Annotated in this window: 24 protein-coding genes and 1 pseudogene; 17 read left to right on the top strand and 8 right to left on the bottom strand. The window is 62.4% G+C overall.

Translation table 11 applies throughout. From position 1 onward, the window contains the following. Positions 1–144 precede the first annotated feature (144 nt). The 4 genes and pseudogenes from VWY34_RS18100 to VWY34_RS18085 all read left to right on the top strand — a co-directional run. A pseudogene (locus VWY34_RS18100) lies at positions 145–405 on the top strand (transposase); the annotation flags it as partial. A 280-nt stretch (positions 406–685) separates the two neighbouring features. Continuing rightward, positions 686–1,771 (top strand): Hint domain-containing protein, encoded by a 1,086-nt coding sequence (locus VWY34_RS18095; protein WP_416544206.1) that lies wholly within the window; start codon positions 686–688, stop codon positions 1,769–1,771. Between the two features lie 280 nt (positions 1,772–2,051). Next, positions 2,052–2,672, top strand: coding sequence for a 30S ribosomal protein S4 (gene rpsD, locus VWY34_RS18090; RefSeq protein ID WP_072505221.1), 621 nt, complete (start codon positions 2,052–2,054; stop codon positions 2,670–2,672). 206 nt (positions 2,673–2,878) lie between these two features. After that, positions 2,879–3,463 carry a PA14 domain-containing protein gene (locus VWY34_RS18085; RefSeq protein WP_416539151.1) on the top strand — a complete coding sequence of 195 codons (585 nt, stop codon included), beginning with the start codon at positions 2,879–2,881 and terminating at the stop codon, positions 3,461–3,463. Positions 3,464–3,505: 42 nt separating this feature from the next. Here VWY34_RS18085 and VWY34_RS18080 read toward each other — a convergent pair whose 3' ends face one another. After that, the gene (locus tag VWY34_RS18080) at positions 3,506–3,967 is read right to left on the bottom strand and encodes an Lrp/AsnC family transcriptional regulator (RefSeq protein ID WP_340546268.1); all 462 of its coding nucleotides are present in this window, start codon (positions 3,965–3,967) and stop codon (positions 3,506–3,508) included. Between the two features lie 152 nt (positions 3,968–4,119). Here VWY34_RS18080 and hisC point away from each other — a divergent pair, with 152 nt between their 5' ends. Genes hisC through VWY34_RS18065 form a run of 3 tightly spaced genes read left to right on the top strand, consistent with a single transcriptional unit; the run spans position 4,120 to position 6,994 of the window. Next, positions 4,120–5,205, top strand: coding sequence for a histidinol-phosphate transaminase (gene hisC / locus VWY34_RS18075; RefSeq protein WP_416544205.1), 1,086 nt, complete (start codon positions 4,120–4,122; stop codon positions 5,203–5,205). Further along, positions 5,202–6,122 (top strand): prephenate/arogenate dehydrogenase family protein, encoded by a 921-nt coding sequence (locus tag VWY34_RS18070; protein ID WP_416544204.1) that lies wholly within the window; start codon positions 5,202–5,204, stop codon positions 6,120–6,122. Before hisC ends, VWY34_RS18070 begins: the two co-directional genes overlap by 4 nt. Continuing rightward, the gene (locus VWY34_RS18065; protein ID WP_416544203.1) at positions 6,119–6,994 is read left to right on the top strand and encodes an extensin family protein; all 876 of its coding nucleotides are present in this window, start codon (positions 6,119–6,121) and stop codon (positions 6,992–6,994) included. The genes VWY34_RS18070 and VWY34_RS18065 overlap by 4 nt, the downstream gene beginning before the upstream one ends. Here VWY34_RS18065 and VWY34_RS18060 read toward each other — a convergent pair. After that, positions 6,991–7,992, bottom strand: a complete 1,002-nt coding sequence (locus VWY34_RS18060; RefSeq protein ID WP_416544202.1) for a DUF2125 domain-containing protein — start codon at positions 7,990–7,992, stop codon at positions 6,991–6,993. The genes VWY34_RS18065 and VWY34_RS18060 overlap by 4 nt on opposite strands. Positions 7,993–8,059: 67 nt before the next feature. Here VWY34_RS18060 and VWY34_RS18055 point away from each other — a divergent pair, with 67 nt between their 5' ends. The 3 genes from VWY34_RS18055 (at position 8,060) to VWY34_RS18045 (ending at position 11,821) form a co-directional block, all read left to right on the top strand. Then, complete coding sequence (locus VWY34_RS18055) at positions 8,060–8,590, top strand: gamma-glutamylcyclotransferase (RefSeq protein WP_340546263.1); 531 nt, start codon at positions 8,060–8,062, stop codon at positions 8,588–8,590. A gap of 78 nt (positions 8,591–8,668) precedes the next feature. Continuing rightward, the gene (locus VWY34_RS18050; RefSeq protein ID WP_340546262.1) at positions 8,669–9,850 is read left to right on the top strand and encodes a biopolymer transporter ExbB; all 1,182 of its coding nucleotides are present in this window, start codon (positions 8,669–8,671) and stop codon (positions 9,848–9,850) included. 3 nt (positions 9,851–9,853) lie between these two features. Beyond that, a complete protein-coding gene (locus VWY34_RS18045; RefSeq protein WP_340546261.1) occupies positions 9,854–11,821 on the top strand; it encodes a peptidoglycan -binding protein in 1,968 nt (655 codons plus the stop codon). A gap of 16 nt (positions 11,822–11,837) precedes the next feature. On the opposite strand, the gene VWY34_RS18040 is transcribed toward VWY34_RS18045, so the two are convergent. From VWY34_RS18040 to gloB, 4 genes are all read right to left on the bottom strand, one after another. Beyond that, complete coding sequence (locus tag VWY34_RS18040; RefSeq protein WP_416541874.1) at positions 11,838–12,407, bottom strand: DUF2087 domain-containing protein; 570 nt, start codon at positions 12,405–12,407, stop codon at positions 11,838–11,840. Between the two features lie 207 nt (positions 12,408–12,614). Continuing rightward, complete coding sequence (locus tag VWY34_RS18035; RefSeq protein WP_416544201.1) at positions 12,615–13,580, bottom strand: M23 family metallopeptidase; 966 nt, start codon at positions 13,578–13,580, stop codon at positions 12,615–12,617. Between the two features lie 6 nt (positions 13,581–13,586). Then, positions 13,587–15,908 carry an ATP-dependent Clp protease ATP-binding subunit ClpA gene (gene clpA, locus VWY34_RS18030; RefSeq protein WP_340546258.1) on the bottom strand — a complete coding sequence of 774 codons (2,322 nt, stop codon included), beginning with the start codon at positions 15,906–15,908 and terminating at the stop codon, positions 13,587–13,589. Positions 15,909–16,090: 182 nt separating this feature from the next. Continuing rightward, positions 16,091–16,864, bottom strand: coding sequence for a hydroxyacylglutathione hydrolase (gene gloB / locus VWY34_RS18025; protein ID WP_416544200.1), 774 nt, complete (start codon positions 16,862–16,864; stop codon positions 16,091–16,093). 65 nt (positions 16,865–16,929) lie between these two features. On the opposite strand from gloB, the gene VWY34_RS18020 reads away from it, so the two are divergent. The 7 genes from VWY34_RS18020 to VWY34_RS17990 all read left to right on the top strand — a co-directional run bounded on the left by VWY34_RS18020 (position 16,930) and on the right by VWY34_RS17990 (position 23,660). After that, complete coding sequence (locus VWY34_RS18020) at positions 16,930–17,676, top strand: class I SAM-dependent methyltransferase (protein WP_340546256.1); 747 nt, start codon at positions 16,930–16,932, stop codon at positions 17,674–17,676. Positions 17,677–18,260: 584 nt separating this feature from the next. Continuing rightward, complete coding sequence (locus tag VWY34_RS18015) at positions 18,261–18,821, top strand: F0F1 ATP synthase subunit delta (RefSeq protein WP_340546255.1); 561 nt, start codon at positions 18,261–18,263, stop codon at positions 18,819–18,821. After that, positions 18,822–20,360, top strand: coding sequence for a F0F1 ATP synthase subunit alpha (gene atpA / locus VWY34_RS18010; protein WP_416544199.1), 1,539 nt, complete (start codon positions 18,822–18,824; stop codon positions 20,358–20,360). Between the two features lie 14 nt (positions 20,361–20,374). Further along, positions 20,375–21,256, top strand: a complete 882-nt coding sequence (locus VWY34_RS18005) for a F0F1 ATP synthase subunit gamma (protein ID WP_340546253.1) — start codon at positions 20,375–20,377, stop codon at positions 21,254–21,256. A gap of 20 nt (positions 21,257–21,276) precedes the next feature. Beyond that, on the top strand, positions 21,277–22,701 hold the full coding sequence (gene atpD, locus VWY34_RS18000; RefSeq protein ID WP_340546252.1) for a F0F1 ATP synthase subunit beta: 1,425 nt from the start codon (positions 21,277–21,279) through the stop codon (positions 22,699–22,701). Positions 22,702–22,712: 11 nt separating this feature from the next. After that, on the top strand, positions 22,713–23,126 hold the full coding sequence (locus VWY34_RS17995; protein ID WP_340546251.1) for a F0F1 ATP synthase subunit epsilon: 414 nt from the start codon (positions 22,713–22,715) through the stop codon (positions 23,124–23,126). A gap of 183 nt (positions 23,127–23,309) precedes the next feature. After that, positions 23,310–23,660, top strand: coding sequence for an H-type lectin domain-containing protein (locus VWY34_RS17990; RefSeq protein WP_416541877.1), 351 nt, complete (start codon positions 23,310–23,312; stop codon positions 23,658–23,660). Here VWY34_RS17990 and VWY34_RS17985 read toward each other — a convergent pair. Continuing rightward, on the bottom strand, positions 23,657–24,034 hold the full coding sequence (locus tag VWY34_RS17985; protein ID WP_416544198.1) for a GFA family protein: 378 nt from the start codon (positions 24,032–24,034) through the stop codon (positions 23,657–23,659). The two genes, VWY34_RS17990 and VWY34_RS17985, sit on opposite strands and share 4 nt — an antisense overlap. Before the next feature lie 138 nt (positions 24,035–24,172). Continuing rightward, positions 24,173–25,192 (bottom strand): ribose-phosphate pyrophosphokinase, encoded by a 1,020-nt coding sequence (locus tag VWY34_RS17980; RefSeq protein WP_340546248.1) that lies wholly within the window; start codon positions 25,190–25,192, stop codon positions 24,173–24,175. Positions 25,193–25,384: the final 192 nt, after the last annotated feature.

The raw sequence follows: 25,384 nt of genomic DNA, 5'->3' as shown, positions 1-25,384 counted from the left end.
ACAACATGGCGCCCCAAGGGGCGCTTCTGGCGTTCGTAGCACTGGATGTGTGGAAACACAGATTTGGCCCGAGAAATATGGACAGTTGAGTTAGGTGGATTTCCCGCTCCTGATCCGGCAGCGTGCCGGGACGAAGGAGCGACGATGGCCAGACGACCCAGACGGAACCACAGCCCTGCATTCAAGGCGAAAGTCGCATTGTCAGCTTTGAAGGGCGACAAAACGATGAGCGAATTGGCGACGCAGTTTGACGTTCATCCGAACCAGGTCGAGCAATGGAAAGACCAGCTCCTAGGCCGCGTGACAGACGTTTTTAACGACAAGCCGAAGGCGTCGAAGGAGACCGAGATCGATGTCAAATCGTTGCACGCGAAGATAGGCCAGTTGACGCTGGAAAACGATTTTTTGGGCGAAGCGCTCGCCAAGGCCAGTCTGTTGAGAACGCTTGCGGGGTCTCACGGCAGACGCAATGCTCCAGCCCTTGTCGCTCCCAGTCCTGCCAGCCGACAACCACCATCCCTTTCGTCCTTCCTCGTATGAGCTGTCTTGAAATCGTCGGCTGCATTTCTTTGACCATAAAGGATGAGGGCCTGTGAACCGTTCTGGTGATGTGGCTTTTGTGGGCGGGCGGTTTCTGTTAACGTTGGTTTAACAACAATACCGCCAGAGACAGGCAGTCGAGCATATGCAAACAGGCTTTCGAGGCACCTACGTCATTTCGTGGGGGCAGACCGAAGTGGATGGTCTGCCGGGGGCGCCGGTGTCGGCATTGGCCGCCGGGGCAAGCTGGCGCTGGCGCGGGGCGCCGCTGCGGGTCGACGGGCCTGGCAATCTCCTGGAGCTGGAACCTGGCGATGCGGAGCGGGATCTGCGGCGCAATGCGGCGCGGTCCGTGCGCCGGTTGGTCGGGCTCGCGATCGAACCCGGACCGCAGGGGCGGGACCGCCCGGCTGCCCGGCCGGAGGAGGACCGCCCGGAGACGGTGCTGCGGGATCGTTATTTCGTGGTGACCGACGGGCGGCGCAATTACACGGTGACGCTGATTGATGTCGGGCCCGTGCAGCGGCCGCTGTTGATGTTTGTCGATTCTCAACCTCCGAACGACAGGGATCTGTGGGTCGTCGATGTGCGGCTGGACACAGGCGACCGACGCGATGTGCGGTCGCATACCGGCGTGATCTGTTTTACCCCCGGAACCATGCTGCGCACCCCTGCAGGGGCGGTACCGGTTGAACAGCTGCGGGAAGGCGACTGGATCCAGACCCGCGACAGCGGCGCCCAGCAGATCCAGTGGATTGGCGCGCGGCGGATGACCGGCGCACGTCTGTTCGTCGCGCCCGAGCTGCGCCCGGTGCGGATCAGGGGAGGGGCGCTTGGCATCGAGCGGCCCGATGCGGATCTGCTGGTCTCGCCGAGCCATCGCATGCTGCTGCGGGGGCCGCATGTGCAAAGCCTGTTCAACACGCCCGAGGTGCTGGTTGCGGCGCGCGATCTGATCAATGGTCGCGAGATTACGGTCGATACGCAGCTGCGCGAGGTCACCTATATTCATGTCTTGTTGGCGGAGCATCAGGTGCTGTGGGCCAATGGGGTCGAGACGGAGAGCTTTCACCCCGCCCAGGCGGCGCTGAGCGCGCTGCGCGATGAGGATCGCGCCCGGCTGTTGCAGCAGCTGCCGGATCTGGAAGTCGATGCGATGCGCTATGGCGAATTCGCGCGCCGCAATCTCAGCCAGCCGGAGGCGGCAATCCTGCGACATGCAGCAGCCTGACCGCTTGTCGGCCGCGCGCTGAGACCGTGCGACTGCGCCGCTGGCGGAGCCGTTTTTCCCTCTGCCTTTGGCAAGGCGTGATAGGGGCGGAAAAGCTGGTTGACTCTCTCTCGCCCTCGTCTATACACGCGGCTTCATTGGTGTTGGCGGCTCCCGCAAGGGAATGCCTGTCATGCCCGAAGAGCGCAAGGATCATCCGGTCCTTCGCGACACGGAGCAAGAGGACAACGCCCTTCGATGCAGCCCTTTGGGGTGCGACCAAAACTGAAGGAGATCAGCCGTGACCAAACGCACGTCTGCCAAGTACAAAATTGACCGCCGTATGGGCGAAAACATCTGGGGCCGTCCGAAGTCCCCGGTGAACCGTCGTGAATACGGCCCCGGCCAGCACGGCCAGCGCCGCAAGGGCAAACTGTCCGATTTCGGTATCCAGCTGCGCGCCAAGCAGAAGCTCAAGGGCTACTACGGCGACCTGACCGAGAAGCAGTTCCGTCGCATCTACGCCGAAGCTGAGCGTGTTAAAGGCGACACCGGTGAAAACCTCATTGGTCTGCTGGAGCGCCGCCTGGACGCGGTTGTGTACCGTGCCAAATTCGTTGCAACCGTTTTTGCGGCCCGTCAGTTCGTGAACCACGGTCACGTTCTGGTCAACGGCAAGCGCGTGAACATCCCCTCCTACCGCGTGAAGGAAGGCGATGTGATCGAGGTTCGCGAGAAGTCCAAGCAAATGACCGCACTGCTGGAAGCTGTTCAGCTGGCAGAGCGTGACGTTCCTGACTACGTCGAAGCCGACCACTCCAAGATGACCGCCACTTTCGTGCGCGCACCGGGCCTGTCCGACGTGCCGTACCCGGTTGTGATGGAACCGAACCTGGTCGTCGAATTCTACGCCAAGAACTAAGTCCTGTCCGAACCGGACACGACAGAAAGGGGCTGCCATCTGGCGGCCCCTTTTTCATTTGCCACCGCAGCGGAGTGTCACTGGTGATCGCCTGGGGTGACAGGTGCCACCCGCCGCTGCCGCCATTTGCGATTGCCAGCTGCCCCTTTGCGGACCTATCCTTTTTGCAGACGCCCGCTCAGAGGTGATGAACAGGAAGGTAGACGATGAAAATGACCCGTATTCTGGGGATGGCTGCGATGGCAGCTGTCACCGCAACACTCACAGCAACACTCTCATGGGCGGCGCCCCTGCGCCTGACCCCGGCAAACCCGCAACCGACGGGGCTGAAGCCGGGTCTGTCGGTGCGCTATGCCTATCCCGACGACGTCAAGACGCTGCGCGCCGCTGCCAAGGCGCTGGAGGCCGGAGCCGAGGTCGGACCGCCGCTCAAGGGGCTTGATTATCGCGACACCAGTATCGGGCAGAATGCCCTCACCTCCAAACGCTCGGAGCATGTCGCGGCTGACATCCGTGGCTATGTGCGTTTTGATGCGCCGGGCATCTATACGATTGATTTCCTCACCAATGATGGCATCCGGGCGACGATCGGCGGCAAGGTGGTCGGCAAATTTGATGGTCGGCAGACCTGTCAGGAGACCTTTGCCCAGCAGGTGGAGGTGCCGCAGGCCGGCTGGTATCCGATCCATGTGCTGTATTTTCAGCGGCTGAATACCTCCTGCCTGCATATGCGCATGGGGCCGCAGGGCAGCCGTGTCACCTGGATGCCGAACAAGGCTTTTGGCCGCTGACAGGACTGCGGATTGGCGGTGACCGGTTGCGGGCGCCTGCGGCTATAGCGGCAGCGGGCGTCCTTCGGCGATGGCTTCCATGGCGAAATACGACGTGACGCTGTCCAGCTCGACACCTTCGATCAGGCGCTGGTAGACCTTGTCGTAACTGGCCATATCCTCGGTCACGACCTTCAGCTGGTAATCGTAATCGCCGCCGATGCGGTGGAAATCGACCACCTCGGGGATGGTCAGTACATGGCGGCGAAAGGTCTGCAACCATTCCGCCGAATGGTGACGTGTGCGCAGCATCACAAAGACCACCAGATCCAGCCCCAGCTGCTTGCGGTCCAGACGGGCGGTGGTGCCCTGCATCAGGCCGCTTTCGCTCAGGGTTTTCAGGCGTCGCCAGCAGGCGTTCTGCGACAGGCCGACCTGCTCTGCCAGATCGCGCTGCGAGAGGCTGGCGTCACGCTGCAGGGCGCGCAGCAGGGCCAGGTCGATGTTATCCAGCTTATGGGTCATGGCACCATCATGGCGGCGGGCATGGCGGAGTTCAATCACTCAGTGCAGCCAACGGACAAGACCGGGACATTGCAATCCGGCAAGAGGCGTCTTGCCGCTTTCCCATTGCTGCCAAGGCGGTTATTACGAGGCGGCATCAAGGAGCATCTACCATGACCCACATCGCGCCGCAGCCTGGCATATTGGACATCGCCCTTTATGAGGGCGGGGCTGCCCATGTGAAAGGGGTGAGCAATGTGACCAAGCTCTCCTCCAATGAAAACCCATTGGGGCCAAGCCCGAAAGCCATTGAGGCAATGCAGGCGGCGGTCTCTCAGATGCACCGGTATCCGAGTTCCGATCACAGCGCCCTGCGTCAGGCGATTGGCGAGGTCTACGGCCTGCCGGCGGAGCAGATCATCTGCGGGGCGGGCAGTGACGAGATTATCACCTTTCTCTGTCAGGCCTATGCGGGGCCGGGGGATGAGGTTCTGTTCACCGAGCATGGCTTTGCCATGTATCGCATCAGCGCCCTGGCGGCCGGGGCGACCCCGGTCGAGGTGGCGGAACGCGAACGCGTCACCGATGTCGATGCGCTGCTGGCCGGATGCAGCGAGCGCACGCGGCTGGTGTTCATCGCCAATCCCAACAATCCCACCGGCACGATGATCGGCACCGCTGATCTGGCCCGGCTCGCCGATGGTCTGCCACGGGGGGCACTGCTGGTGCTGGATGGCGCCTATGCGGAATATGTCGAAGATTATGACGCTGGGGCTGAGCTGGTGGCCAGCCGCGACAATGTGGTGATGACGCGCACCTTCTCCAAGATCTACGGGCTGGGTGGCGCTCGGGTCGGTTGGGGCTATGCGCCGAAAGTCATCATTGACGTGCTGAACCGGGTGCGCGGTCCGTTCAATCTGTCGTCCACCGCTCTTGCTGGGGCGGAGGCAGCGGTGCGGGATACGGAGTATACCGAACATTGCCGTCAGGAAAACGCCAGGTGGCGCGGCTGGCTGGCCGAGGCGCTGGCAGAGTTGGGTGTGCCCTCAGACACCTCCTGTGCGAATTTCATTCTGGCGCGCTTTGCCAGCCCGGAAGAAGCGGGCGCCTGCGATGCCTTCCTTCAGTCGCGCGGGCTGATCGTGCGCCGGGTGAGCGGATACAAGCTGCCCGCAGCGCTGCGGATCACCGTGGGTGATGAGACCGCATGCAAGCAACTGGCTGCGGCTGTGAAGGCGTTCAAGGATGGCGCGGCATGAGCGCGCCGATCTACAACCGCATCGCGCTGATTGGTCTTGGCCTGATCGCCTCCTCCATGGCACATGCCATTCGCCGTGGCGGGCTGGCAGGCGAGATCACCGGCTATGCCCGCAGCGCACAGACCCGCGACACCGCGCGCCGGATCAACCTGTGTGATCGTGTCTGCGAGACGGCTGCGGAGGCGGCGCGGGACGCTGATCTGGTCGTGCTCTGTGTGCCTGTGGGGGCGATGGATGCTGTGATGGCGGACATTGCGCCGGTGCTGAAACCCGGTGCCACGGTTTCCGACGTGGGGTCGGTCAAACGCCATGTGATCGACGCGGTGTTGCCGCATATCCCCGACGGGGTGCATTTCGTGCCGGCCCACCCATTGGCGGGCACCGAACATTCCGGGCCCGAGGCCGGGTTTGCCGAGCTTTATGACAACCGCTGGTGCCTGCTGGTGCCGGTAGAGGGCTGCGAGCGCGCCCCGGTGGACCGGTTGCGCCGGCTCTGGGAGGGGATGGGCTCCAACGTCGATGAGATGGACGCGGATCACCATGATCTGGTTCTGGCGGTGACCTCGCATGCGCCGCATCTGATTGCCTATACGATGGTTGGCGTGGCTGATGACCTGCGCCGGGTGACCGACAGCGAGGTGATCAAATACTCGGCTGCGGGATTTCGTGACTTCACCCGAATTGCCGCCTCCGATCCGACGATGTGGCGGGATGTATTCCTGACCAACAAGGATGCGACGCTGGAAATTCTGGGACGTTTCACCGAGGAGCTGTTTGCCCTACAACGGGCCATCCGCACCGGGGATGGGGAGCATCTGCACCAGTATTTCACCCGCACCCGGGCCATCCGCCGGGGCATTATCGAGGCCGGGCAGGACACGGCGGCGCCGAACTTCGGCCGCGAGACCAAGTCATGAGGCGCGGCTGGCGGTCGGGGGCGCAAGCGGTTGTGACGGCAGCCGGGCTGATCGTCATGATCGCCGTCAGCGCCGGGGCCACTGCGGCCAATGCGCCTGACCGCTCGCTGCGGCCCAATGCGCGCCCGGATCCGGCGGCTGTCGCCGCTTTGACGCCGACGCCCGCCGCTGCTGCGGTCACCGTTTCATCGGATCTGCGCCCGCAAGGGCGACCGCCGTCTGAACAGGCCGTCGCCATGGCTGCGCTGCGCCTGCCGATGATGCCGACCGGTCCAGAGGCCTCTCTGCGTCCACATCTGCGGCCCGGCGATCTGGCGGAGAAAATCCTGTTCGGCAAACGCAAACGCCGCAAGACCTCGGTCTGCGGTGATATCGACATTCAGGGAGCAGAGGTGGGTGCCGTACCGGGGCGTCTGAACGGCTGCGGCGCAAAGAACGCGGTGCGGGTGCGCTCGGTTGCCGGGGTGACGCTCAGCCAGCAGTCGGTGATGACCTGCGACACCGCCCGCGCGCTCAAGAAATGGGTGGAGCGGGATGTGGTCAAGGCCTTTGGCCGGAGTGACAAGGTGGTGGCCCTGAGGGTGGCGGCGCATTATTCCTGCCGCACCCGGAACAACCGGCCGGGCGCAAAGATCTCAGAACATGGTCGGGCCAAGGCGATTGATATCTCGGGCTTCGTTCTGGAGAGCGGCAAGGTGATCACGGTGCTGAAGGGCTGGACCGCGCGCGCCACGCGCAAGGGGCTGCGGAAAATGTGGAAAGGTGCCTGTGGCCCGTTTGGCACCGTGCTGGGGCCGCTTTCGGACCGGTACCATCTGGATCATTTCCATCTGGACGTCGCCCGCCATCGCGGTGGTCCTTATTGCCGCTAGCGCAGGATCAGACGGGGCGCTGGACCGATCGGCAGCGGACCGAGCGTGACATAGCCGGAACGCAAAGTCAGCGGCAGATCAAGGTCGCGATGGTTGCCGCCAAGCCCGGCAAAGACCCGCAAAACCCGCTCAATCCCGGAGCGCGCAGTCGGGTGCAGGCTGCCTGAGGCTTCGGCCATTTGCAGGATGTCCTGCCAGTTTTCAACCTGAAGCGCGAGATCGCCCTCTGGCAGGCCGGTCTCATCCAGACGCAGCTCGCCTGTCGCCTTGATGTGCATCGGGCCCCAGCGGGCCTCGGCCAGATGCAGCGATATCTGGCGCGGCTGCGGGCGGCGCAGCTCAATCGCGCTGCGGTTCCAGCTGGTGTCGAACCCCACATTCATGTCGAGCGTGACCGTCTCCAGCCGCTCGGGAAGCCCCTCAGTCGCCGCTAACCGCTGGCGCAACAGCGGGTGAGGGGACACACCCTGCGCATCGGCGTGGATCTGGTAGTGGTTCTGCGCATCGGTCCGCGTCATCTCCAACAGGACCGCCTGACCGCTCAGCTCGGGTTTGCCATTGCTCTGTACCGTCCAGTTTCTGGCCATCATGTGCAGCTGTTCCAGGTCCAGCGCGGATCCCGGTGCCAGTTGCAGCTCGGCCCGCAGCCCCTCGGCGTGCAGGATCGCGGTGCTGTCGAAATAGGAGAACCGTTGTGGTGTTGGCGGCAGCAGAAGCGTCACGGTGCCGGGCCAGAGTGCAAGGCTGCGGATGTCGAGCCAATCGGCACGCCATGCGGTGCCGGTGCCCGGATCGGCGAGGGCCGGGGTGGTGATCCGGTGATGGTGATAGAGTGGATAGCCGGAGGTGCGCAGCGTGGCATAATCGGCCTGCCAACCCTGCCGCTGCTGCTCGGCAAACCAGCCATCCAGCCCCTGACGCAGGCCCCAGGCGGCAACCGCCCAGTAAAGGCTCCAGACGGAGACCGAAATGAGCAGCATTTTTGTCCAACGGATCATCATTCGGCCTCTTTTCTGGACGTGGGATTTGATGTTTATAGACCGCGATCAAAAAAGGGCCAGCGTCATGACCATGTGGGTATTTGGATACGGATCTTTGTTGTGGAATCCGGGTTTTCCGGTGGCCCGCCGCGAAGTTGCGACCCTGCCGGGCTATGCGCGGTCCTTCTGCATGAAGTCGATCCATCATCGCGGCAGCGAGGAGAAACCCGGTCTTGTGCTGGCGCTGGATGCCATCGAAGGGGCGGCCTGTACCGGAATCGCGCTGGCGGTCGAGGCTGGCCACGAAGAGCAGACCTTGCTGGAACTACGGGCGCGGGAGCTGATTTCCTCGGCCTATGTGGAGAAGGATCTGACGGTGCAGCTGGCCAGCGGCGGGGAAGTTACCGCCGTGACCTATGTGATTGATCCCGATCATATCCAATATTGCGGCGGCATTAGCCTCGAAACTCAGGCGCAGATCATTGCCGAAGCGGTTGGGGGACGTGGCCCCAATACCGAATATCTGTTCAATACGGCCGAGCATCTGGCGGAGATCGGGCTTCGCGACGCTGATTTGGATTGGCTTGCGGCGCGTGTGCGGGATCTTGCGTCATAAAGCCTTGGCTCTTTTGAGGATTTGCCTATAGGCTCCGGTTCTGCAAGAGCACCAAAAAAAGTGTCAGGAGCCACAGCTATGGCGCAGCCAGACCGCGAAAGCAGACCGCAGTTTTCCCAACCGGTACGCCAGATTATCATGATGCTGATCGCTCTCGGGCTGTCAGGGTTCGGGGCCTTTGTGGCGCTGCCGCGCGTTTTGCCGGTGTTTGAAGCCAACCCCTGGCTCAACGGGTTTATCGGTCTGGTGTTTGTTTTCGGCGTGATGGCCTGTTTCTGGCAGGTGCTGCAACTGATCGGGTCGGTGCGCTGGATTGAGGCTTTCGCTGCCGGGGTCGCCAGAGAGGATGTTCGCCCGCCGTCGATGCTGGCACCGCTGGCGTCACTGTTGCGGTCGCGGGGCGCGCGGATGCAGCTTGGCTCATCATCGACCCGCTCTATCCTCGATTCCGTTGCGACCCGGATCGACGAAGAGCGTGAAATTACACGCTATATCGTTAACCTACTGATTTTCCTTGGCCTTCTGGGGACGTTCTATGGTCTTGCGACCACGGTGCCAGCGGTGGTCGATACCATCCGCAGCCTCGCCCCGCAGGAAGGCGAGGAAGGGATCGCAGTGTTCAACCGGCTGATGACCGGGCTTGAGGCGCAGCTGGGCGGCATGGGCGTTGCCTTTGCCTCGTCTTTGCTGGGGTTGGCGGGATCGCTGATCGTCGGGCTGCTTGAGCTGTTCGCAGGCCATGGTCAGAACCGGTTCTACCGTGAGCTTGAAGAATGGCTGTCGTCTTTTACCCGCGTCAGCTTTTCCTCAGGCGAGGAGACAGGCGGCGGTGAAAACACGGCACTTGCAGGTGTGCTGGACAGCATGACCGAGCAGATGGACGCGTTGCAGTCGATGTTTGTGCAAACCTCCGAAGCCCGCGCCGGGGTGGATCAGAAACTGTCCGAGCTGGTGGATGCGATTACAGATATGAACCGGCGGCAGGACCAAACCGAAGGCACGGCCCGGGCGCTGGAGCGGGTCGCAGTGGGGCAGGAGGCCCTGACCGAACTGATGCGCGCCCATGGCGATGTCGGGCTGGATGCCGAAAGCCGGATGCGGCTGCGCTCTATCGACGTCCAGATGCTGCGCATCCTCGAAGAAATCTCCGCCGGCCGTCAGGAGAGCCTGGCGGAGCTGCGCAAGGATATCGACCTCCTGGTCAAAGCCTTTGCCCGACCGCGTGGATTGGGTCGCACCGCACGCGGCTCCGAGGACTAAGCGATGGCCCTGTCACGTCGCACCGGACAACGTTTTCAGGCCTCGATCTGGCCCGGGTTCGTGGATGCGATGACGGGTCTGTTGCTGGTCCTGATGTTTCTTCTGACCATCTTCATGGTGGTTCAATTTGTCCTGCGCGAAACGATTTCGGGGCAGGAAAGCCAGTTGGATGAACTGGCCGCGGAAGTCGGGGCGCTGGCGGATGCGCTTGGGCTGGAGGAGCGGGCCAACAGCCAGTTGCAGGCCCGTCTTGGCGCCTTGTCGGCGACGCTCGGCACCACGCAGGGCGCACTTGAGGCTGCCGAGGCGGAGCTGTCGGCGGCGCGCGGAGAGATCAGCGATTTTGAGGCGCAGGTTGCGCAGCTGTTGCTTCGCCAGGAGGAGGCCAATGCCACGATCAGTGATCTGACCGCACAGCGCGCGGCCTTGCAGGCCTCGCAGTCTGAACTGGAAGGCGAGCGTGACGCGCTCTCGCAGGCGCTGGCTGCCAGCCGCAGTGAAATCGACGCCCAGACGGAGGCGGCCCGGCTGGCTGCGGCCAAACGCGAGGCGCTGGAGGCACTTGTTGCCGATCTGGAGACTACGGCGGCGGATGCCACGGCAGCGGCGCAGCAGCTGGAAACGGAGCTCACCTCTGCCGAGGCAGCGCGCCTTGCGGAAGCGGCTGCCGCCGAGGCGCTGCGCAACCGGCTGCAAGATGCGGATGCCGAACTGACCGCCATGACCCTCGCGCTTGAGGCGCAGCGGCAGGCCGCCGAGGATACGCTGACATTGCTTGCCGCTGCTGAAACGGCCAAGGACCAGCTGGATGCGCGGCTGGCCGAGGTTCTGGACGCGCTCGACAGCGCACAGGCAGCGAGCGCGGACCGGGATGTTCTGGCCGAGCGGCTGACCCGTGTCTTGGCGCAGCTCGATGCCACACAGACACGCGCCGACAGCGAGGTGGCGGCATTGCAGGAAGAGCTGGACCGGCTGCGGCAGAGCCGTGACACCGCGCAATCGGATCTTGAAACCACCACGGCGGCGCAGGCCGAATTGGAACAGCGCTTGCTGGAGGCGCTGGGCAAATTGGAACAGGCCAATGCAGCTGCTGCGGATCGGGATCTGTTGCAGCAGCGATTGCTGGCGGCCCTGAGCGACGGCAAGGATCAGGCCGCCGAAAGCGCCGAGCTGGCGAGCCTTGCAGAGCAGCGTGCCGCCCTGCTGGCACAGGCCCGCGAGAGCCTGAACGCCGAGCAGGCCATATCCGAGGAGGCGCGGCGTCAGACCGCACTGCTGAACCAGCAGGTCGCCGCCCTGCGCGAACAGCTTGGCGGTTTGCAGGCTCTGCTGGACGATTACAAAGCCCGTGATGCAGCACAGTCGGTGCAGATGCAGAACCTTGGTCAGGATCTGAACGCTGCCCTGGCCCGGGCCGCCGCCGAGGAACGCCGACGTCGTCTGCTGGAAGAGAGTGAGCGCAAGCGACTGGAGGCTGAGGCAGAGCAGCTCAGCTCCAAGGCGCAGGATCTTGAGCAGTATCGTTCAGAGTTCTTTGGCAGGCTGCGCGATGTGCTGGGTAATCAGGAAGGGGTGCGGATCGAAGGCGACCGTTTTGTCTTTGCCTCGGAAGTGCTGTTTGCCCCCGGAAGCGCCGATCTGTCGCTGGAAGGGCGGGCTGAAATCGCCAAGGTCGCAGGGATCCTGCAGACCGTGGCAGCGGCCATTCCGCCGGAAATCAACTGGATCATCCGGGTTGACGGGCACACCGATGACACCCCGTTGGGGGTGCACCCGAAATTTGCCGATAACTGGGAGCTGAGCCAGGGCCGCGCGCTGTCGGTGGTGCGCTACATGGTGCAGGCGCTGGGCATCCCGCCCGAGCGCCTGTCTGCCAATGGATTTGGTGAATATCAGCCGGTGAATCCAGCCCCGACTGCGGCCGCACGGGCGCAGAACCGCCGGATCGAGCTGAAATTCACCGAGCGCTGAGGTGCCATTGCCGGTGCTACCGGCGCGTGATCTGCGCTGCTGCCTGGGTGCGCTGTTTGCGGCGGGCTGCTAGTCGCGAAATCAGTGCTTTGGCTTCGGCGGTGGGCTCCTGTTCGATACGCCTGTAGTCGCTGCCATCGCGTTGCCGGGTCAGCAATCCACAGGAAATCATGGTGCGCCGCAGGGTTGCGGGATCCCTGAAGCGATGTTCGCCGATCAGCAGCGCATTCACCTGCGCCTCCTGCAACGCCCTGTCGGCCGGAAAGACCGACCAGAGCCCAAACAGCGCAAGCGTCTGCACGGCGCGTTTTGACGGCCAGCGCAGCAGCCGCCCGTGATCATCGAAATGGCCCAGCGTGCGCTCGATCAGCCGATGATCAGCCGCCGGCGCCATTGTGGTTTTCGTCAGCCGTCGGGCCGCTGCCTGTATGGCGCGCTGGTGTTGCAGGTTCTGAAAACCGGCGGCGCGGGCGAGCATGTTCATCAGTGTCAGATGCGAGGGGCTGGCCTCGCCCAGTTGCCGGGACAAGGCGCGGGAGAAATGGGACAGGTCATCCACCTGTAGGGGAAGCGGTTTTCGGGTCATATTGCATCCAATCGGCGCCTGTGCGGGTCGTTGGTCGCTGTCCTGACGACGCGGCGCCATCTGCAATGGAAACCGTTCGGTGATATGGCAGGTTTAGCTCTCCCATGCGGGAGCAGCGACGCCTCGGTGTCTGCCGACCGTGGCAGCAGATTAGCCGCTGAGAGCGGCAAGGCCAAGAGGGCTTGGCGCCGCCGTGTCGGTGAAGCCCTATTTCACCGTCATTTCCTGGCGCTGATCATCTACGACCTGGCCGTCGCGCAGCAGTGTCGCGGTTGCGATGTAGCGGCCGGGTTGCAGCCCCGATCCACGGATCCGTTTGCCCGCGGCGCGGTACAGCTGCGCTTGGGTTTTTTCCAGCGGTTCGGTCTGCTCCAGCAGGGTGCCCTGCGGCCCGTCGATACGCAGCACCAGCTGGTCACCGCTGCGGGCGCCGAAGGCATAGGCCCAGAACACGATTGTGCCGCTGCCGGATGCCAGCGGCGACTGATCGGCGATCCCGGCCTTGACCGTGGCATATTTCGGAACATGGTCGGCAAAGCCGCTGCCCAGAAAGCCGCCGGCCTGATAGGTGATCTCCTCGGCCCAGAGCGGCGCGCCGATGTCGGCACCGCAGCCCTGGTCCATCCGGGGGCCAAAGGGGTCTATGGTGACACCATCCTTGCTCACGGAAAGATGCAGATGGGGAAACTGGGTGCTGCCGGAGAGGCCGATTTCCCCAAGCGGTGTGCCGGCCGTGACCCTGTCGCCGGAGCTGACCTGGATGGACCCACGTTTCATGTGGCAATACTTAGTTTCCCAGCCGCCGCCGTGGCGCAGCAGAACCCCGTTTCCACATTCCCGCCCCTCGATCGCGGGGTCGTCCGGCCCGCTGGAATAGCGGTCCTCCATCCCGTCGCGGCTGCCGACCACGGTGCCATCCGCCGCGGCAAAGACAGTGACGCCGGCCTCCATGTCGCTGAGATAGGGCAGGGCGATATCCGTACCGTTGTGGCCGTCATAGGTGAGGGTATTGCAGGTGAAATCCTGTGTCGCCGGTCCGATGGCGCGGTCGACATATTGCTGGATCTGGCAGCTGTCGCCTAGGGTGCAATCGACCGGCCAGTCCAGAACGAGATCGCTCGCCGCGACGGGCGCGGCGAGCGAGGAGAGAAATGCCAGGGGCAGAAGACGCATTGGCTGTTACTCGGCCGTAAGCAGCGGCGGCCTGTCCCCCGAGATGCGAGGCTTGGCCGGGCCTTCGATCCTGAGATCCAGTTTGCCATCCTTAATGCCGACCTTGACCAGGCCCCCCTTGGAGAGTTTGCCAAACAGCAGCTCTTCCGCCAGCGGTTTCTTGATGTGCTCCTGAATGACACGGCCCAGAGGACGCGCGCCCATGCGGTCGTCGTAGCCTTTGTCAGCCAGCCATTCTGCCGCCTTGCGGGTGAGTTCGATCGAGACATTGCGGTCCATCAGCTGGGCTTCCAGTTGCAGGACAAATTTCTCGACCACCTGCAGGATGACGTCCTTGGGCAGCGGTGCAAAGGAGATCACCGCGTCCAGACGGTTGCGGAACTCCGGGGTGAACGTGCGTTCGATGGCGGCTGTATCCTCGCCTTCGCGGCGGTCACGACCAAAGCCGATGGCGGCCTTTGCCTGCTCGGATGCGCCGGCATTCGAGGTCATGATCAGCACGACATTGCGGAAGTTCACGGTGCGGCCGTTGTGATCGGTCAGCTGGCCATTATCCATGACCTGCAACAGGATGTTGAACACATCCGGGTGCGCCTTCTCGATTTCATCCAGCAGCAGCACGCAGTGGGGATGCTGGTCAACACCATCGGTCAACAGCCCGCCCTGATCAAAACCGACATAGCCCGGAGGCGCGCCGATCAGGCGGGAAACCGCGTGTTTCTCCATGTATTCGGACATGTCAAACCGCAGAAGCTCCACACCCAGCGTATCGGCGAGCTGTTTGGCGACCTCTGTCTTGCCGACGCCGGTTGGGCCTGCAAAGAGATAGTTGCCGATGGGTTTTTCCGGTTCGCGCAGACCGGCACGGGCCAGTTTGATGGCGCTGGACAGCGCCTCGATCGCGTTGTCCTGACCAAAGACCACCCGTTTCAGCGAGCGCTCCAGATCCTTCAGCACCTCGGCGTCGTCCTTGGAGACGTTTTTGGGCGGGATGCGGGCGATCTTGGCGACAACCGCTTCGATCTCCTTCACACCGATGGTCTTGCGGCGTTTGCTTTCGACCACCAGATGCTGTGCGGCACCGGCCTCGTCGATGACGTCAATCGCCTTGTCCGGCAGTTTGCGATCATTGATGTAGCGGGCGGAGAGCTCCACCGCAGATTTGATCGCATCGCTGGTAAAGCGGATGCCGTGATGGTCCTCGAAATAGGGTTTCAGGCCCTTCAGGATTTCAATGGAATCCTCAACCGAAGGCTCATTCACGTCGATTTTCTGGAACCGGCGTGACAGGGCGCGGTCCTTTTCAAAATGCTGACGGAATTCCTTGTAAGTGGTGGACCCCATGGTGCGCAGCTTGCCGCCCTGAAGCGCGGGCTTCAGCAGGTTGGACGCGTCCATAGCCCCGCCGGAGGTGGCGCCTGCGCCGATCACCGTGTGGATTTCGTCAATGAACAGAACTGCATCGGGGTGATCTTCCAGCTCGGTAACGACGGCTTTCAGACGTTCCTCGAAATCGCCGCGGTAGCGGGTGCCCGCCAGCAGCGCGCCCATATCCAGCGAGTAGATGGTGGTTTCCGACAGAACCTCGGGCGTTTCACCGGCGACAATCTTGCGCGCCAGACCTTCGGCGATGGCGGTCTTGCCAACGCCGGGATCGCCAACCAGAAGCGGGTTGTTCTTGCGGCGGCGGCACAGAACCTGGATGCAGCGCTCAACCTCGTGGCTGCGCCCGATCAGCGGGTCAATGTCGCCCTCGCGCGATTTTTCATTGAGATCGACGCAGTATTTCGCCAGCGCGCTCTCTTTCTTGTCGCCCTCGGTGGTGGGCTGGGGCTCTTCCTCGACTTCGGGGGAGCCGGTGACGGGCCGGGACTCACCAAAGGCCGGATCCTTGGCCACGCCATGGGCGATGAAATTCACCGCGTCATAGCGGGTCATGTCCTGATCCTGCAGGAAGTAGGCCGCGTCGCTCTCGCGCTCGGCGAAGATGGCGACCAGCACATTGGCGCCCGTCACCTCGGTCCGGCCGGAGCTTTGAACATGGATGGCGGCGCGCTGGATCACGCGCTGGAAGGCAGCGGTCGGCACCGCTTCGGAGCCGTCGATGTCGGTGACCAGATTGGCGAGATCCTCATCGACAAATTCGACAAGGGTTGCACGCAATTCGGTGAGGTCGACACTGCAGGCGCGCATGACGCGGGCCGCGTCCGGCTCATCCAGCAGGGCCAGAAGCAGATGCTCCAGGGTTGCGAATTCGTGACGCCGTTCGTTTGCCAGCGCAAGCGCGGCGTGAATGGCCTGTTCCAAAGTGCTCGAGAATGAAGGCACGGGCGTGCTCCTCTTGGTCTTGGGTTGGCGTTGAGGCTGTGGGACGGATGCCTAGCCTTCCACAGTCCAACCATGTCCTGATAGTATTAGAGTTTGGTTGATACGTGCCCGGCTTCAAGTTCTTTCTTGCAATTTCTTGTCACATTTCTCGTGACTGTGCCGTGAAACGGCAGCCGGGGCGCCTAAAACTTGTCCTTTCGCGCCCGGATTTCAGCAAAGACCTTGGTCGCCGGCGCCCCTCCCATGCCAAGGGCATCCTTGACGCTGTCGAGATGGGCCCGCAGGAACGGGTTGGTGTCCAGCTCCTCCTGCAGGCGTGACGGGACTGTTGGTCGCCCTTCTGCACGGTCCGCATCAATCGCCGCGCAGCGCTGTTGCAGAGCCGGGTTGTCCGGGTCGATGGTGAGCGCGAAGCAGGCATTGGACTGGGTGTATTCATGGCCGGAATAGACCGTGGTGTCGCGGGGCAGGGCGGCGAGTTTCTGCAGGCTCTGCCACATCTGGTCGGCAGTCCCTTCAAACAGGCGGCCACATCCCAGCGCCATCAGGCTGTCGGCTGTGAAAACCGCTGAGGACGCCGGGAGGTGAAAGGCAATATGGCCGAGGGTATGGCCGGAGACATCCAGCACATGGACCTCCTCGCCGAGGCAGCTGAAGGTCTCTCCCTCGGCCACCGCCAGATCTAGATCCGGCAGGCGATGGGCATCGGCGCGCGCGCCGACGATCTGGCAGTCATAGGATGCACGCAGGTCGGCGACTCCGTCGATATGATCCCAGTGGTGGTGAGTCAGCAGGATCTGATCCAGCCCCCAGCCGCGCCTGTCTAGCTCCGACTTGATAGCCTCCGCTTCCGGCGCATCAACCAGCGCGGTCTGACCGGTGGCCGCATTGTGTAGCAAAAAGGCATAGTTGTCGGACAGGCAGGGCAGGGTGACGATTTCAAGGGGCATGGTCATTCGCTTCTCGATGGGTAAACTGACGGCGACTGGCCTCAGATTGGCCCAAGCAACGGACGCCCGCAATGCATGTTGATGTTCAGGATCTGAGGAATTTCTACTATCGCAGCACCCTGGGGCGGGCGGCGCAGGCGTCGATCCGCGGTCGGCTGCTGGAATTATGGCCCGAGGCGGCCGGGCTGACGGTCGCGGGGTTTGGGTTTGCGGCACCGCTGCTGCGCCCCTATCTGGCAGAGGCGCGGCGGGTGATTGCGCTGATGCCCGGGCCGCAGGGGGTGATGCAATGGCCGGCCGGGCTGCCCAATGTTTCGGTGCTCTGCGAAGAGACCTCCTGGCCGATTGAAACCGGGCATGTGGATCGGCTGGTGCTGCTGCACGGGCTGGAGACCTCGGACCGGCCGTCGCATCTGCTGGAGGAATGCTGGCGGGTGCTGGGACCTGGGGGGCGCGCCGTCTTTGTGGTGCCCAACCGTGCCGGTCTCTGGGCGCGCTCGGATGTGACCCCGTTTGGCTTTGGCCGCCCCTATACGCTGAGCCAGGTGGAAAATCAGCTGCGCCTGCATCAGTTCACCGTCGAGCGGCACTCAGCCGCGCTTTATCTGCCGCCCAGTCAGCGCCGCTTCTGGCTGAAGTCCGGGCCTTTGTTTGAGCGGATGGGGGATCGTCTTCCGGCGATGCTGGGGGGCGGTGCGTTTCTGGTGGAGGTCAGCAAGCAGGTGCATGTCCAGCGCGGCGAGATGACCCGCCTGCGCCGTCCCAACCCGATCCGGGTGCTGGAAGGGTTGTCCAATCCGATGCCCGAACCGGCGTGACGGGGGCGATTTCAGGGGCGGGCGGATGCGTCCGAGCGGTCGTCGATGTCGTTTGCGGCATATGCAGAGGGTGACGGCAGGTCGCCTGCAAACGACGCGGCGTCGCGACGTCTGCGGGCTGGACAGGTGGCGCAAAATGGGGCGCGATGAGAGGCTATGAAATAGGCGGTTCTTAATCTTTGGCAGGTGGCGCAGGGTGACCTTGCGGAAGGCGGCTTCGGGTGCTCTGGTGCTTGATTCCCCGCATATGGTTCAAAATCGCGCTTTCAGTGCTCGTTTTCGACGGTTTGGAGGTTTTTTTGTCCTCAGGGCGTGATTTTTGCTGATTTGGAATCGCAAAATTGACGCCTAAAGTCGGTTTTTTTGACGCATGTTCTGTCGTTTCATCGAGTGTTATTGCCTAATCACTTGAAAACGCTTGAAACTTCCTTTTTTACCTCGCTGTCCAAGGCAGTTGATAGGTTGCCAACGCTCTGCTACATCCACGCTGATTTTGACGCCCCACCAGATTGTGGGGAGACCTCACGCCCCCGGACGCCACCTGCAAGGGTTAGCCAACCGGGGCCAATATCGGAAGGGTGGACGTGTCCGAACCAGCTTCGATCTCCGCAGGCATTGCCGCGCGCTATGCCACCGCGATCTTTGAGATCGCCGAAGAGAGCAAGGCGCTTGATAGCCTTGAAACCAGCATCAATGACCTGTCTGCCGCTCTGGCGGATAGTGAAGATCTCCGCGACCTGATCACGTCACCCCTGGTGTCGCGTCAGGAGCAGGGGGCTGCGATCACCGCAATTGCCAAGAAAATGGGCCTGGCCCCGGTTCTGGCAAATGCGCTGTCGCTGATGGCCGAAAAGCGCCGCCTGTTTGTGGTGCCTGCGCTGCTTGAGGCTCTGCGCGCACGCCTGGCCGAAACCCGTGGTGAGATTACCGCCGATGTCACATCGGCAAAGGCGCTGACCAAGACCCAGAGCGAAAAGCTGGCCAAGACACTGGCCGAACGCACCGGGAAAAAGGTCGTGATCAATGCAACCGTCGATGAAAGCATCATTGGCGGTCTTGTCGTTAAAGTGGGCTCGAAGATGATCGACAGCTCGATCCGCTCCAAGCTCAACTCCCTACAGAACGCAATGAAAGAGGTCGGATAAATGGGTATCCAAGCAGCAGAAATTTCTGCGATCCTGAAAGACCAGATCAAGAATTTTGGTCAAGAAGCCGAGGTGGCAGAAATTGGCCGCGTGCTGTCCGTTGGTGACGGTATTGCCCGCGTCTACGGTCTCGACAATGTCCAGGCCGGCGAGATGGTAGAATTCCCCGGCGGCATCATGGGCATGGCGCTGAACCTCGAATCCGACAACGTCGGTATCGTTATCTTCGGCTCCGACCGTGACATCAAAGAAGGTGACACCGTCAAGCGCACCAACTCCATCGTGGACGTTCCCGCTGGCCCCGAGCTCCTCGGCCGCGTAGTCGACGGTCTGGGCAACCCGCTGGACGGCAAGGGTCCGATCAACGCATCCGAACGCAAGGTTGCCGACGTGAAGGCACCGGGCATCATCCCGCGTAAATCGGTTCACGAGCCGATGGCAACCGGCCTGAAATCGGTTGACGCGATGATCCCGATTGGCCGTGGCCAGCGAGAGCTGATCATTGGTGACCGTCAGACCGGTAAAACCGCCGTTGCGCTGGACGCCATCCTGAACCAGAAAGTCTACAACGACGCCGCTGGTGATGATGAATCCAAGAAACTGTACTGTGTTTACGTCGCGATCGGCCAGAAGCGCTCGACCGTGGCCCAGCTGGTGAAGAAGCTGGAAGAAACCGGTGCGATGGAATACTCGATCGTGGTTGCCGCAACCGCGTCCGAACCGGCTCCGATGCAGTTCCTGGCGCCTTACGCCGCGACCGCGATGGCCGAATACTTCCGCGACAGCGGCAAGCACGCGCTGATCGTTTATGATGACCTCTCCAAGCAGGCCGTGGCCTATCGCCAGATGTCGCTGCTGCTGCGTCGTCCGCCGGGCCGTGAAGCCTATCCTGGTGACGTTTTCTACCTGCACTCCCGCCTGCTGGAGCGTTCCGCGAAGCTGAACGAAGAATTCGGTGCCGGCTCGCTGACCGCGCTGCCCGTGATCGAAACCCAGGGCGGCGACGTGTCCGCGTTTATTCCGACCAACGTGATCTCCATCACCGACGGTCAGATCTTCCTGGAAACCGAACTGTTCTATCAGGGCATCCGTCCTGCTGTGAACACCGGTCTGTCGGTGTCGCGTGTGGGTTCCTCGGCTCAGACCAATGCAATGAAATCCGTTGCTGGTCCGGTTAAGCTGGAACTGGCTCAGTACCGCGAAATGGCAGCCTTTGCTCAGTTCGGCTCCGATCTGGACGCCGCGACCCAGCAGCTGCTGAACCGTGGTGCCCGCCTGACCGAGCTGATGAAACAGCCGCAGTACGCACCGCTGACCAACGCCGAGATCGTTTGTGTGATCTTTGCAGGTACCAACGGTTACCTCGACAAAGTCGACGTGAAAGCAGTCGGCCGTTACGAGGCTGGCCTGCTGGCGCATCTGCGCAGCAAGCACCAGGACCTGCTGGATTGGATCACCAACGATGACCCGAAGATCAAGGGTGATGCAGCCGACAAGATCAAAGCAGCTCTGGACGCGTTCGCAGCTGACTTCGCTTAAGGGGGGATCAGGCGTTGCCTAACCTTAAAGACCTTAAAAACAGGATCGCGTCGGTCAAATCGACCCGCAAGATCACCAAGGCCATGCAGATGGTCGCGGCCGCAAAACTGCGCCGCGCCCAAGAGGCCGCCGAAGATGCACGTCCCTATGCCGAACGGTTCAATGCCGTTATGGCCGGGCTCGCCGCATCTGTCGGTGGCAGCGATTCTGCACCCAAACTGCTTGCCGGCACCGGTAGCGATCAGGTTCATCTCCTGGTCGTGCTGACCGCCGAACGCGGGCTTTGCGGGGGCTTCAATTCCAACATCGCCAAGCTGGCCCGGGTGGAAGCCCAGGCGCTGAAGGCGGCGGGTAAGACTGTCAAGATCCTGACAGTCGGCAAAAAAGGCCGGGACGCGATGAAGCGCGACCTTGGCGAATATTTTGTCGGCCACGTGGATCTGAGCGACGTCAAACGTGTTGGCTATGCCAATGCGCAGGACATCGCCAAGGACGTTCTGGCCCGCTTTGATGCCGGGGAATTCGACGTTGCGACGCTCTTTTATGCGCGGTTCGTGAACGTTGTGACCCAGGTGCCGACAGCCCAGCAGGTGATCCCGGCGTCGTTCGATGCCACGGAAGACGCGGCTGCGACCAGCTCTGCGGTTTATGACTACGAGCCCAGCGAAGAGGCCATTCTGGCCGACCTGCTGCCGCGCGGCGTCGCAACGCAGATCTTTGCAGCGCTGCTGGAAAACGGGGCCTCCGAACAGGGTGCCCGGATGAGCGCGATGGACAACGCGACCCGCAACGCGGGCGAGATGATCGACAAGCTGACCATCGAGTTCAACCGCTCGCGTCAGGCCGTGATCACCAACGAGCTGATTGAAATTATTTCGGGCGCCGAGGCGCTCTAAAAGAAAACCGGAGACGAAACATGGCAAATGCAAAAGGCAAGGTGACCCAGATCATCGGCGCCGTTGTGGACGTGCAATTCGACGGCCACCTGCCGGCGATCTTGAACGCGCTGACCACCGACAACAATGGTAAGACCCTGGTTCTGGAAGTTGCCCAGCACCTCGGTGAAAACACCGTCCGTACGATCGCGATGGACGCGACCGAAGGTCTGGTTCGCGGTCAGGCTGTTGCCGACACCGGCGCACCGATCTCGATCCCCGTCGGCAACGCGACCCTGGGCCGCATCCTGAACGTCGTGGGTGAGCCCGTGGACGAGCAGGGCCCGGTGAACGCAGCGGAGACCCGTTCGATCCACCAGCCCGCACCCGAGTTCAGCGACCAGTCCACCGAATCCGAAGTGCTGGTAACCGGCATCAAGGTGATTGACCTGCTGGCCCCCTACGCCAAGGGTGGTAAAATTGGTCTGTTCGGCGGCGCCGGCGTTGGCAAAACCGTTCTGATCATGGAACTGATCAACAACATCGCAAAAGTGCACTCGGGCTTCTCCGTGTTCGCCGGTGTTGGTGAGCGGACCCGTGAAGGCAACGACCTCTACCACGAGATGATCGAATCCAACGTTATCAAGCCCGATAACCTGGAAGAATCGCAGGTGGCCCTGGTTTACGGCCAGATGAACGAGCCTCCGGGTGCGCGTGCCCGTGTTGCTCTGACCGGTCTGACCCTGGCGGAACAGTTCCGTGACCAGTCGGGCACCGACGTTCTGTTCTTCGTGGACAACATCTTCCGCTTCACCCAGGCGGGTTCCGAGGTTTCGGCTCTGCTCGGCCGTATTCCTTCGGCTGTGGGCTACCAGCCGACGCTGGCCACCGACATGGGTGCGATGCAGGAACGCATTACCTCCACCAAGAACGGCTCGATCACCTCGATCCAGGCTGTGTATGTTCCCGCGGACGACCTTACCGACCCGGCACCGGCAACCACCTTTGCCCACCTGGACGCGACCACCGTTCTCAACCGTTCGATCTCGGAACTGGGTATCTACCCGGCTGTTGACCCGCTCGACTCCACATCGCGCCTGATGGACCCGTCCATCGTGGGCGAAGAGCATTATGCTGTGGCCTCCGACGTTCAGCAGATCCTTCAGCGCTACAAGTCGCTGCAGGACATCATCGCGATCCTCGGCATGGACGAACTGTCCGAAGAGGACAAGCTGACCGTGACCCGCGCGCGTAAGATCCAGCGCTTCCTGTCCCAGCCGTTCGACGTTGCAAAGGTCTTTACCGGCGCAGACGGCAAGCAGGTTCCGCTTGAGGACACGATCGCGTCGTTCAAAGCCGTTGTGGCTGGCGAATACGACCACCTGCCCGAAGGCGCCTTCTACATGGTTGGCGGCATCGACGAGGTGATCGCTAAAGCCGAGAAAATGGCTGCTGACGCGGCCTAAGGAGGGCCCTGATGGCTGATACGATGCAATTCGACCTCGTGAGCCCGGAGCGCCGCCTGGCGTCGCTCCCGGTGACCGCGGTAATGATCCCCGGCGCGGAAGGCGACATGACGGCTATGGCCAACCATGCGCCGACCATCACCACGCTGCGTCCGGGTGTCCTGCGGGTTGAAGGCCCGCAAGGCACATCGGAATATCTGGTCACCGGTGGCTTTGCTGAAATCGGCGCTGACGGTCTGTCTGTCCTTGCTGAAAAGGCAATCCCCATGGACCAGCTGACGCGCGCGCAATTGGACGAGCTGATTGAAGAGGCCCGCACGACCTACAAGACCGTGCAGGAAACCGATCAACCGCATGGTCTCGTCGAAGACGCGGCCAAGCTGCTCGCTGACATGGAAGCCCTGGGCACCCACATGAGCCTCTGATCCGTCAGAGCCATGGCAAAACACGATAAACCGGCCCCTTGCGGGCCGGTTTTGTTTTTTGGCAGAGTTGCAGGACAGGCGGCGCACTCGCCCGCGCCCCGTGCGCCAGGCTTTGCGCAGGTCGGGCGGTGCGCAGAGCGGGCAGGGAAGAGATCGGGCAGGGGTTCAGGCGGCGGAAACAGTATGAAACGTGTACAGAGCCCCCGCCTTGGGGTGGATCAGGGCGATATCGAGATCTTCTCGGAGTTCGAGAATGGCGGCAGCATGTGGACCGGAACCGGCCCGCGCGAACGCCGTCGCGAGGTGCGCTTTTCCGAGCCCTTTGCCGAACTGCCTGCGGTGCATCTCTCCAGCTCGCTGGTGGACATCGATTCAGGGGCCGCCATCCGGGCGGAGCTGGTCGCCGAGAAGGTCACCCACCAAGGATTTGACGTGGTGTTTCGCACCTGGAATGACAGCCGCGTCGCGCGGATCCGGGCCTCCTGGCTGGCGATCGGAACGCTGCCCTTTGCCGATGACTGGGACGTTCCCTAACACGGGTCTTTGTCGCGGTCAAAACGGGTCAGACCCGGAAACGCGGGCAGCCAGCTTTCGCGGCGCAGGCACCAGCCTTCATAGCTTGGCAGCAGCCCGTCCGTGGTTTCGAGCGCACCCAGATGCAGCTCGATCTCATCGCCGCTTCGGGCAAAAACCGACGAGCCGCAGATACCACAGAAATGGCGCCCCCTGTAATGCTGCGGCCTGCCATCAACAGTGACAGCCGATGCCGGGAAAATCGCAGCCGCGTAGAACAACGCGCCATGGTGCTTGCGACAGTCGCTGCAATGGCAGATGCCAACCCGGAGCGGCGCACCGGAGGCGCTGATACGGATGGCGCCGCACAGGCAGCTGCCCTGATGGTGCTGCATCCTCCTGCCTCCCCGCTTTAAGCCACGCGCCAAGCCTAACGTGCTGGGCGGCGTGCCGTCGATAGCGGCAAGACGAAAAACCCCACGCGCCGGGTTCCGGGTGTGGGGTCAAAGAGCTTGGCCGATTGGCGGCGCGGTTTAGCCGTTGCGCGACAGCGACTCGTAGATCGGAACCAGCGTCTTGTCCTCGAACAGAGAGGACACGGAGGTGCCGTGCCAGATATTGAGAATGGCCTGAGTGAACAAGGGCGCGGTCGGCAGGATGCGAATATTCGGCGCGCCAAGGACCGCTTCGGTCGGCTGAATGGTGTCGGTCAGCACCAGCGATTTCATCACCGAGTTTGTCACGCGCTCAACAGCCGGGCCGCTCATCACACCATGGGTGATATAGGCGTGGACCTCCTTGGCCCCATTGTCGAGCAGCACCTGCGCCGCCTTGCACAGGGTGCCGGCTGTGTCGCACATGTCGTCGATGATCAGGCAGATCTTGTCGGTGACATCGCCAATCACGGTCATTTCGGCGACCTCGCCGGCTTTCTCGCGGCGTTTGTCGACGATCGACAGAGGCGCGTTGATGCGCTTTGCCAGTTCACGGGCGCGGGCCACACCGCCGACGTCCGGTGACACGACCATGAGTTCGTCCATGCTGTCCTTGAACTGGTTTTTCACATCCAGAGCAAAAATCGGCGAAGCATAGAGGTTGTCGACGGGGATATCGAAGAAGCCCTGGATCTGGGCCGCGTGCAGGTCCATTGTCAGAACCCGTTCGATGCCCGCACCGGTCAGCATATTCGCCACCAGCTTGGCCGAGATCGGCGTGCGGGCCTTGGTGCGGCGGTCCTGGCGGGCATAGCCGAAATAGGGGATCACGGCGGTGATACGCTGGGCAGAGGAGCGGCGCAGGGCATCTGCGATGATCAAGAGCTCCATCAGGTTGTCATTGGCCGGGTTCGAGGTCGGCTGAATGATGAACATGTCCTCACCGCGGACGTTCTCATAAACCTCGACGAAGATTTCGCCGTCGTTGAACCGCTCGACCCGGGCATCTACGAGGCCCTGATCAACGCCGCGGTGCATTGACATGCGGCGGGTAATGGTTTCGGCAAGCGGAAGATTGGCGTTCCCAGCAATCAGCTTGGGTTCGTTCAAAGTCGGCATTGGCTGTTATCCCCAGGCAGCAATGGCAGTGTGACAGATTCGTGATGTTGAACCCCGCTTAGCATGGGCGTACCGTCGCGCCTAGATTTAATGCGGGAGAACAGGCCCATGGTGGCAAACGACAGGGCAGGGGAAACCTGCTGGAGTTGCGCAGAGGAGCAGCGAAGAAGGACCTTGGTTGACGGTGGCATC

Origin of the sequence: Phaeobacter sp. JH20_02, assembly GCF_048056915.1 — a bacterium.
GTDB lineage: Bacteria > Pseudomonadota > Alphaproteobacteria > Rhodobacterales > Rhodobacteraceae > Phaeobacter > Phaeobacter bryozoorum.
The sequence above is the reverse complement of the archived record's forward strand: the minus strand, read 5'-3'. Positions and strand labels throughout refer to the sequence as shown.

Bases quoted from the DNA above. Each gene is read 5' to 3' on its own strand.
- VWY34_RS18095 (WP_416544206.1), top strand. From the start codon at position 686: ATGCAAACAGGCTTTCGAGGCACCTACGTCATTTCGTGGGGGCAGACC.
- VWY34_RS18085 (WP_416539151.1), top strand. From the start codon at position 2,879: ATGAAAATGACCCGTATTCTGGGGATGGCTGCGATGGCAGCTGTCACC.
- VWY34_RS18080 (WP_340546268.1), bottom strand. From the start codon at position 3,967: ATGACCCATAAGCTGGATAACATCGACCTGGCCCTGCTGCGCGCCCTG.
- hisC (WP_416544205.1), top strand. From the start codon at position 4,120: ATGACCCACATCGCGCCGCAGCCTGGCATATTGGACATCGCCCTTTAT.
- VWY34_RS18070 (WP_416544204.1), top strand. From the start codon at position 5,202: ATGAGCGCGCCGATCTACAACCGCATCGCGCTGATTGGTCTTGGCCTG.
- VWY34_RS18065 (WP_416544203.1), top strand. From the start codon at position 6,119: ATGAGGCGCGGCTGGCGGTCGGGGGCGCAAGCGGTTGTGACGGCAGCC.
- VWY34_RS18060 (WP_416544202.1), bottom strand. From the start codon at position 7,992: ATGATCCGTTGGACAAAAATGCTGCTCATTTCGGTCTCCGTCTGGAGC.
- VWY34_RS18055 (WP_340546263.1), top strand. From the start codon at position 8,060: ATGACCATGTGGGTATTTGGATACGGATCTTTGTTGTGGAATCCGGGT.
- VWY34_RS18050 (WP_340546262.1), top strand. From the start codon at position 8,669: ATGGCGCAGCCAGACCGCGAAAGCAGACCGCAGTTTTCCCAACCGGTA.
- VWY34_RS18045 (WP_340546261.1), top strand. From the start codon at position 9,854: ATGGCCCTGTCACGTCGCACCGGACAACGTTTTCAGGCCTCGATCTGG.
- VWY34_RS18040 (WP_416541874.1), bottom strand. From the start codon at position 12,407: ATGACCCGAAAACCGCTTCCCCTACAGGTGGATGACCTGTCCCATTTC.
- VWY34_RS18035 (WP_416544201.1), bottom strand. From the start codon at position 13,580: ATGCGTCTTCTGCCCCTGGCATTTCTCTCCTCGCTCGCCGCGCCCGTC.
- gloB (WP_416544200.1), bottom strand. From the start codon at position 16,864: ATGACCATGCCCCTTGAAATCGTCACCCTGCCCTGCCTGTCCGACAAC.
- VWY34_RS18020 (WP_340546256.1), top strand. From the start codon at position 16,930: ATGCATGTTGATGTTCAGGATCTGAGGAATTTCTACTATCGCAGCACC.
- atpA (WP_416544199.1), top strand. From the start codon at position 18,822: ATGGGTATCCAAGCAGCAGAAATTTCTGCGATCCTGAAAGACCAGATC.
- atpD (WP_340546252.1), top strand. From the start codon at position 21,277: ATGGCAAATGCAAAAGGCAAGGTGACCCAGATCATCGGCGCCGTTGTG.
- VWY34_RS17995 (WP_340546251.1), top strand. From the start codon at position 22,713: ATGGCTGATACGATGCAATTCGACCTCGTGAGCCCGGAGCGCCGCCTG.
- VWY34_RS17990 (WP_416541877.1), top strand. From the start codon at position 23,310: ATGAAACGTGTACAGAGCCCCCGCCTTGGGGTGGATCAGGGCGATATC.
- VWY34_RS17985 (WP_416544198.1), bottom strand. From the start codon at position 24,034: ATGCAGCACCATCAGGGCAGCTGCCTGTGCGGCGCCATCCGTATCAGC.
- VWY34_RS17980 (WP_340546248.1), bottom strand. From the start codon at position 25,192: ATGCCGACTTTGAACGAACCCAAGCTGATTGCTGGGAACGCCAATCTT.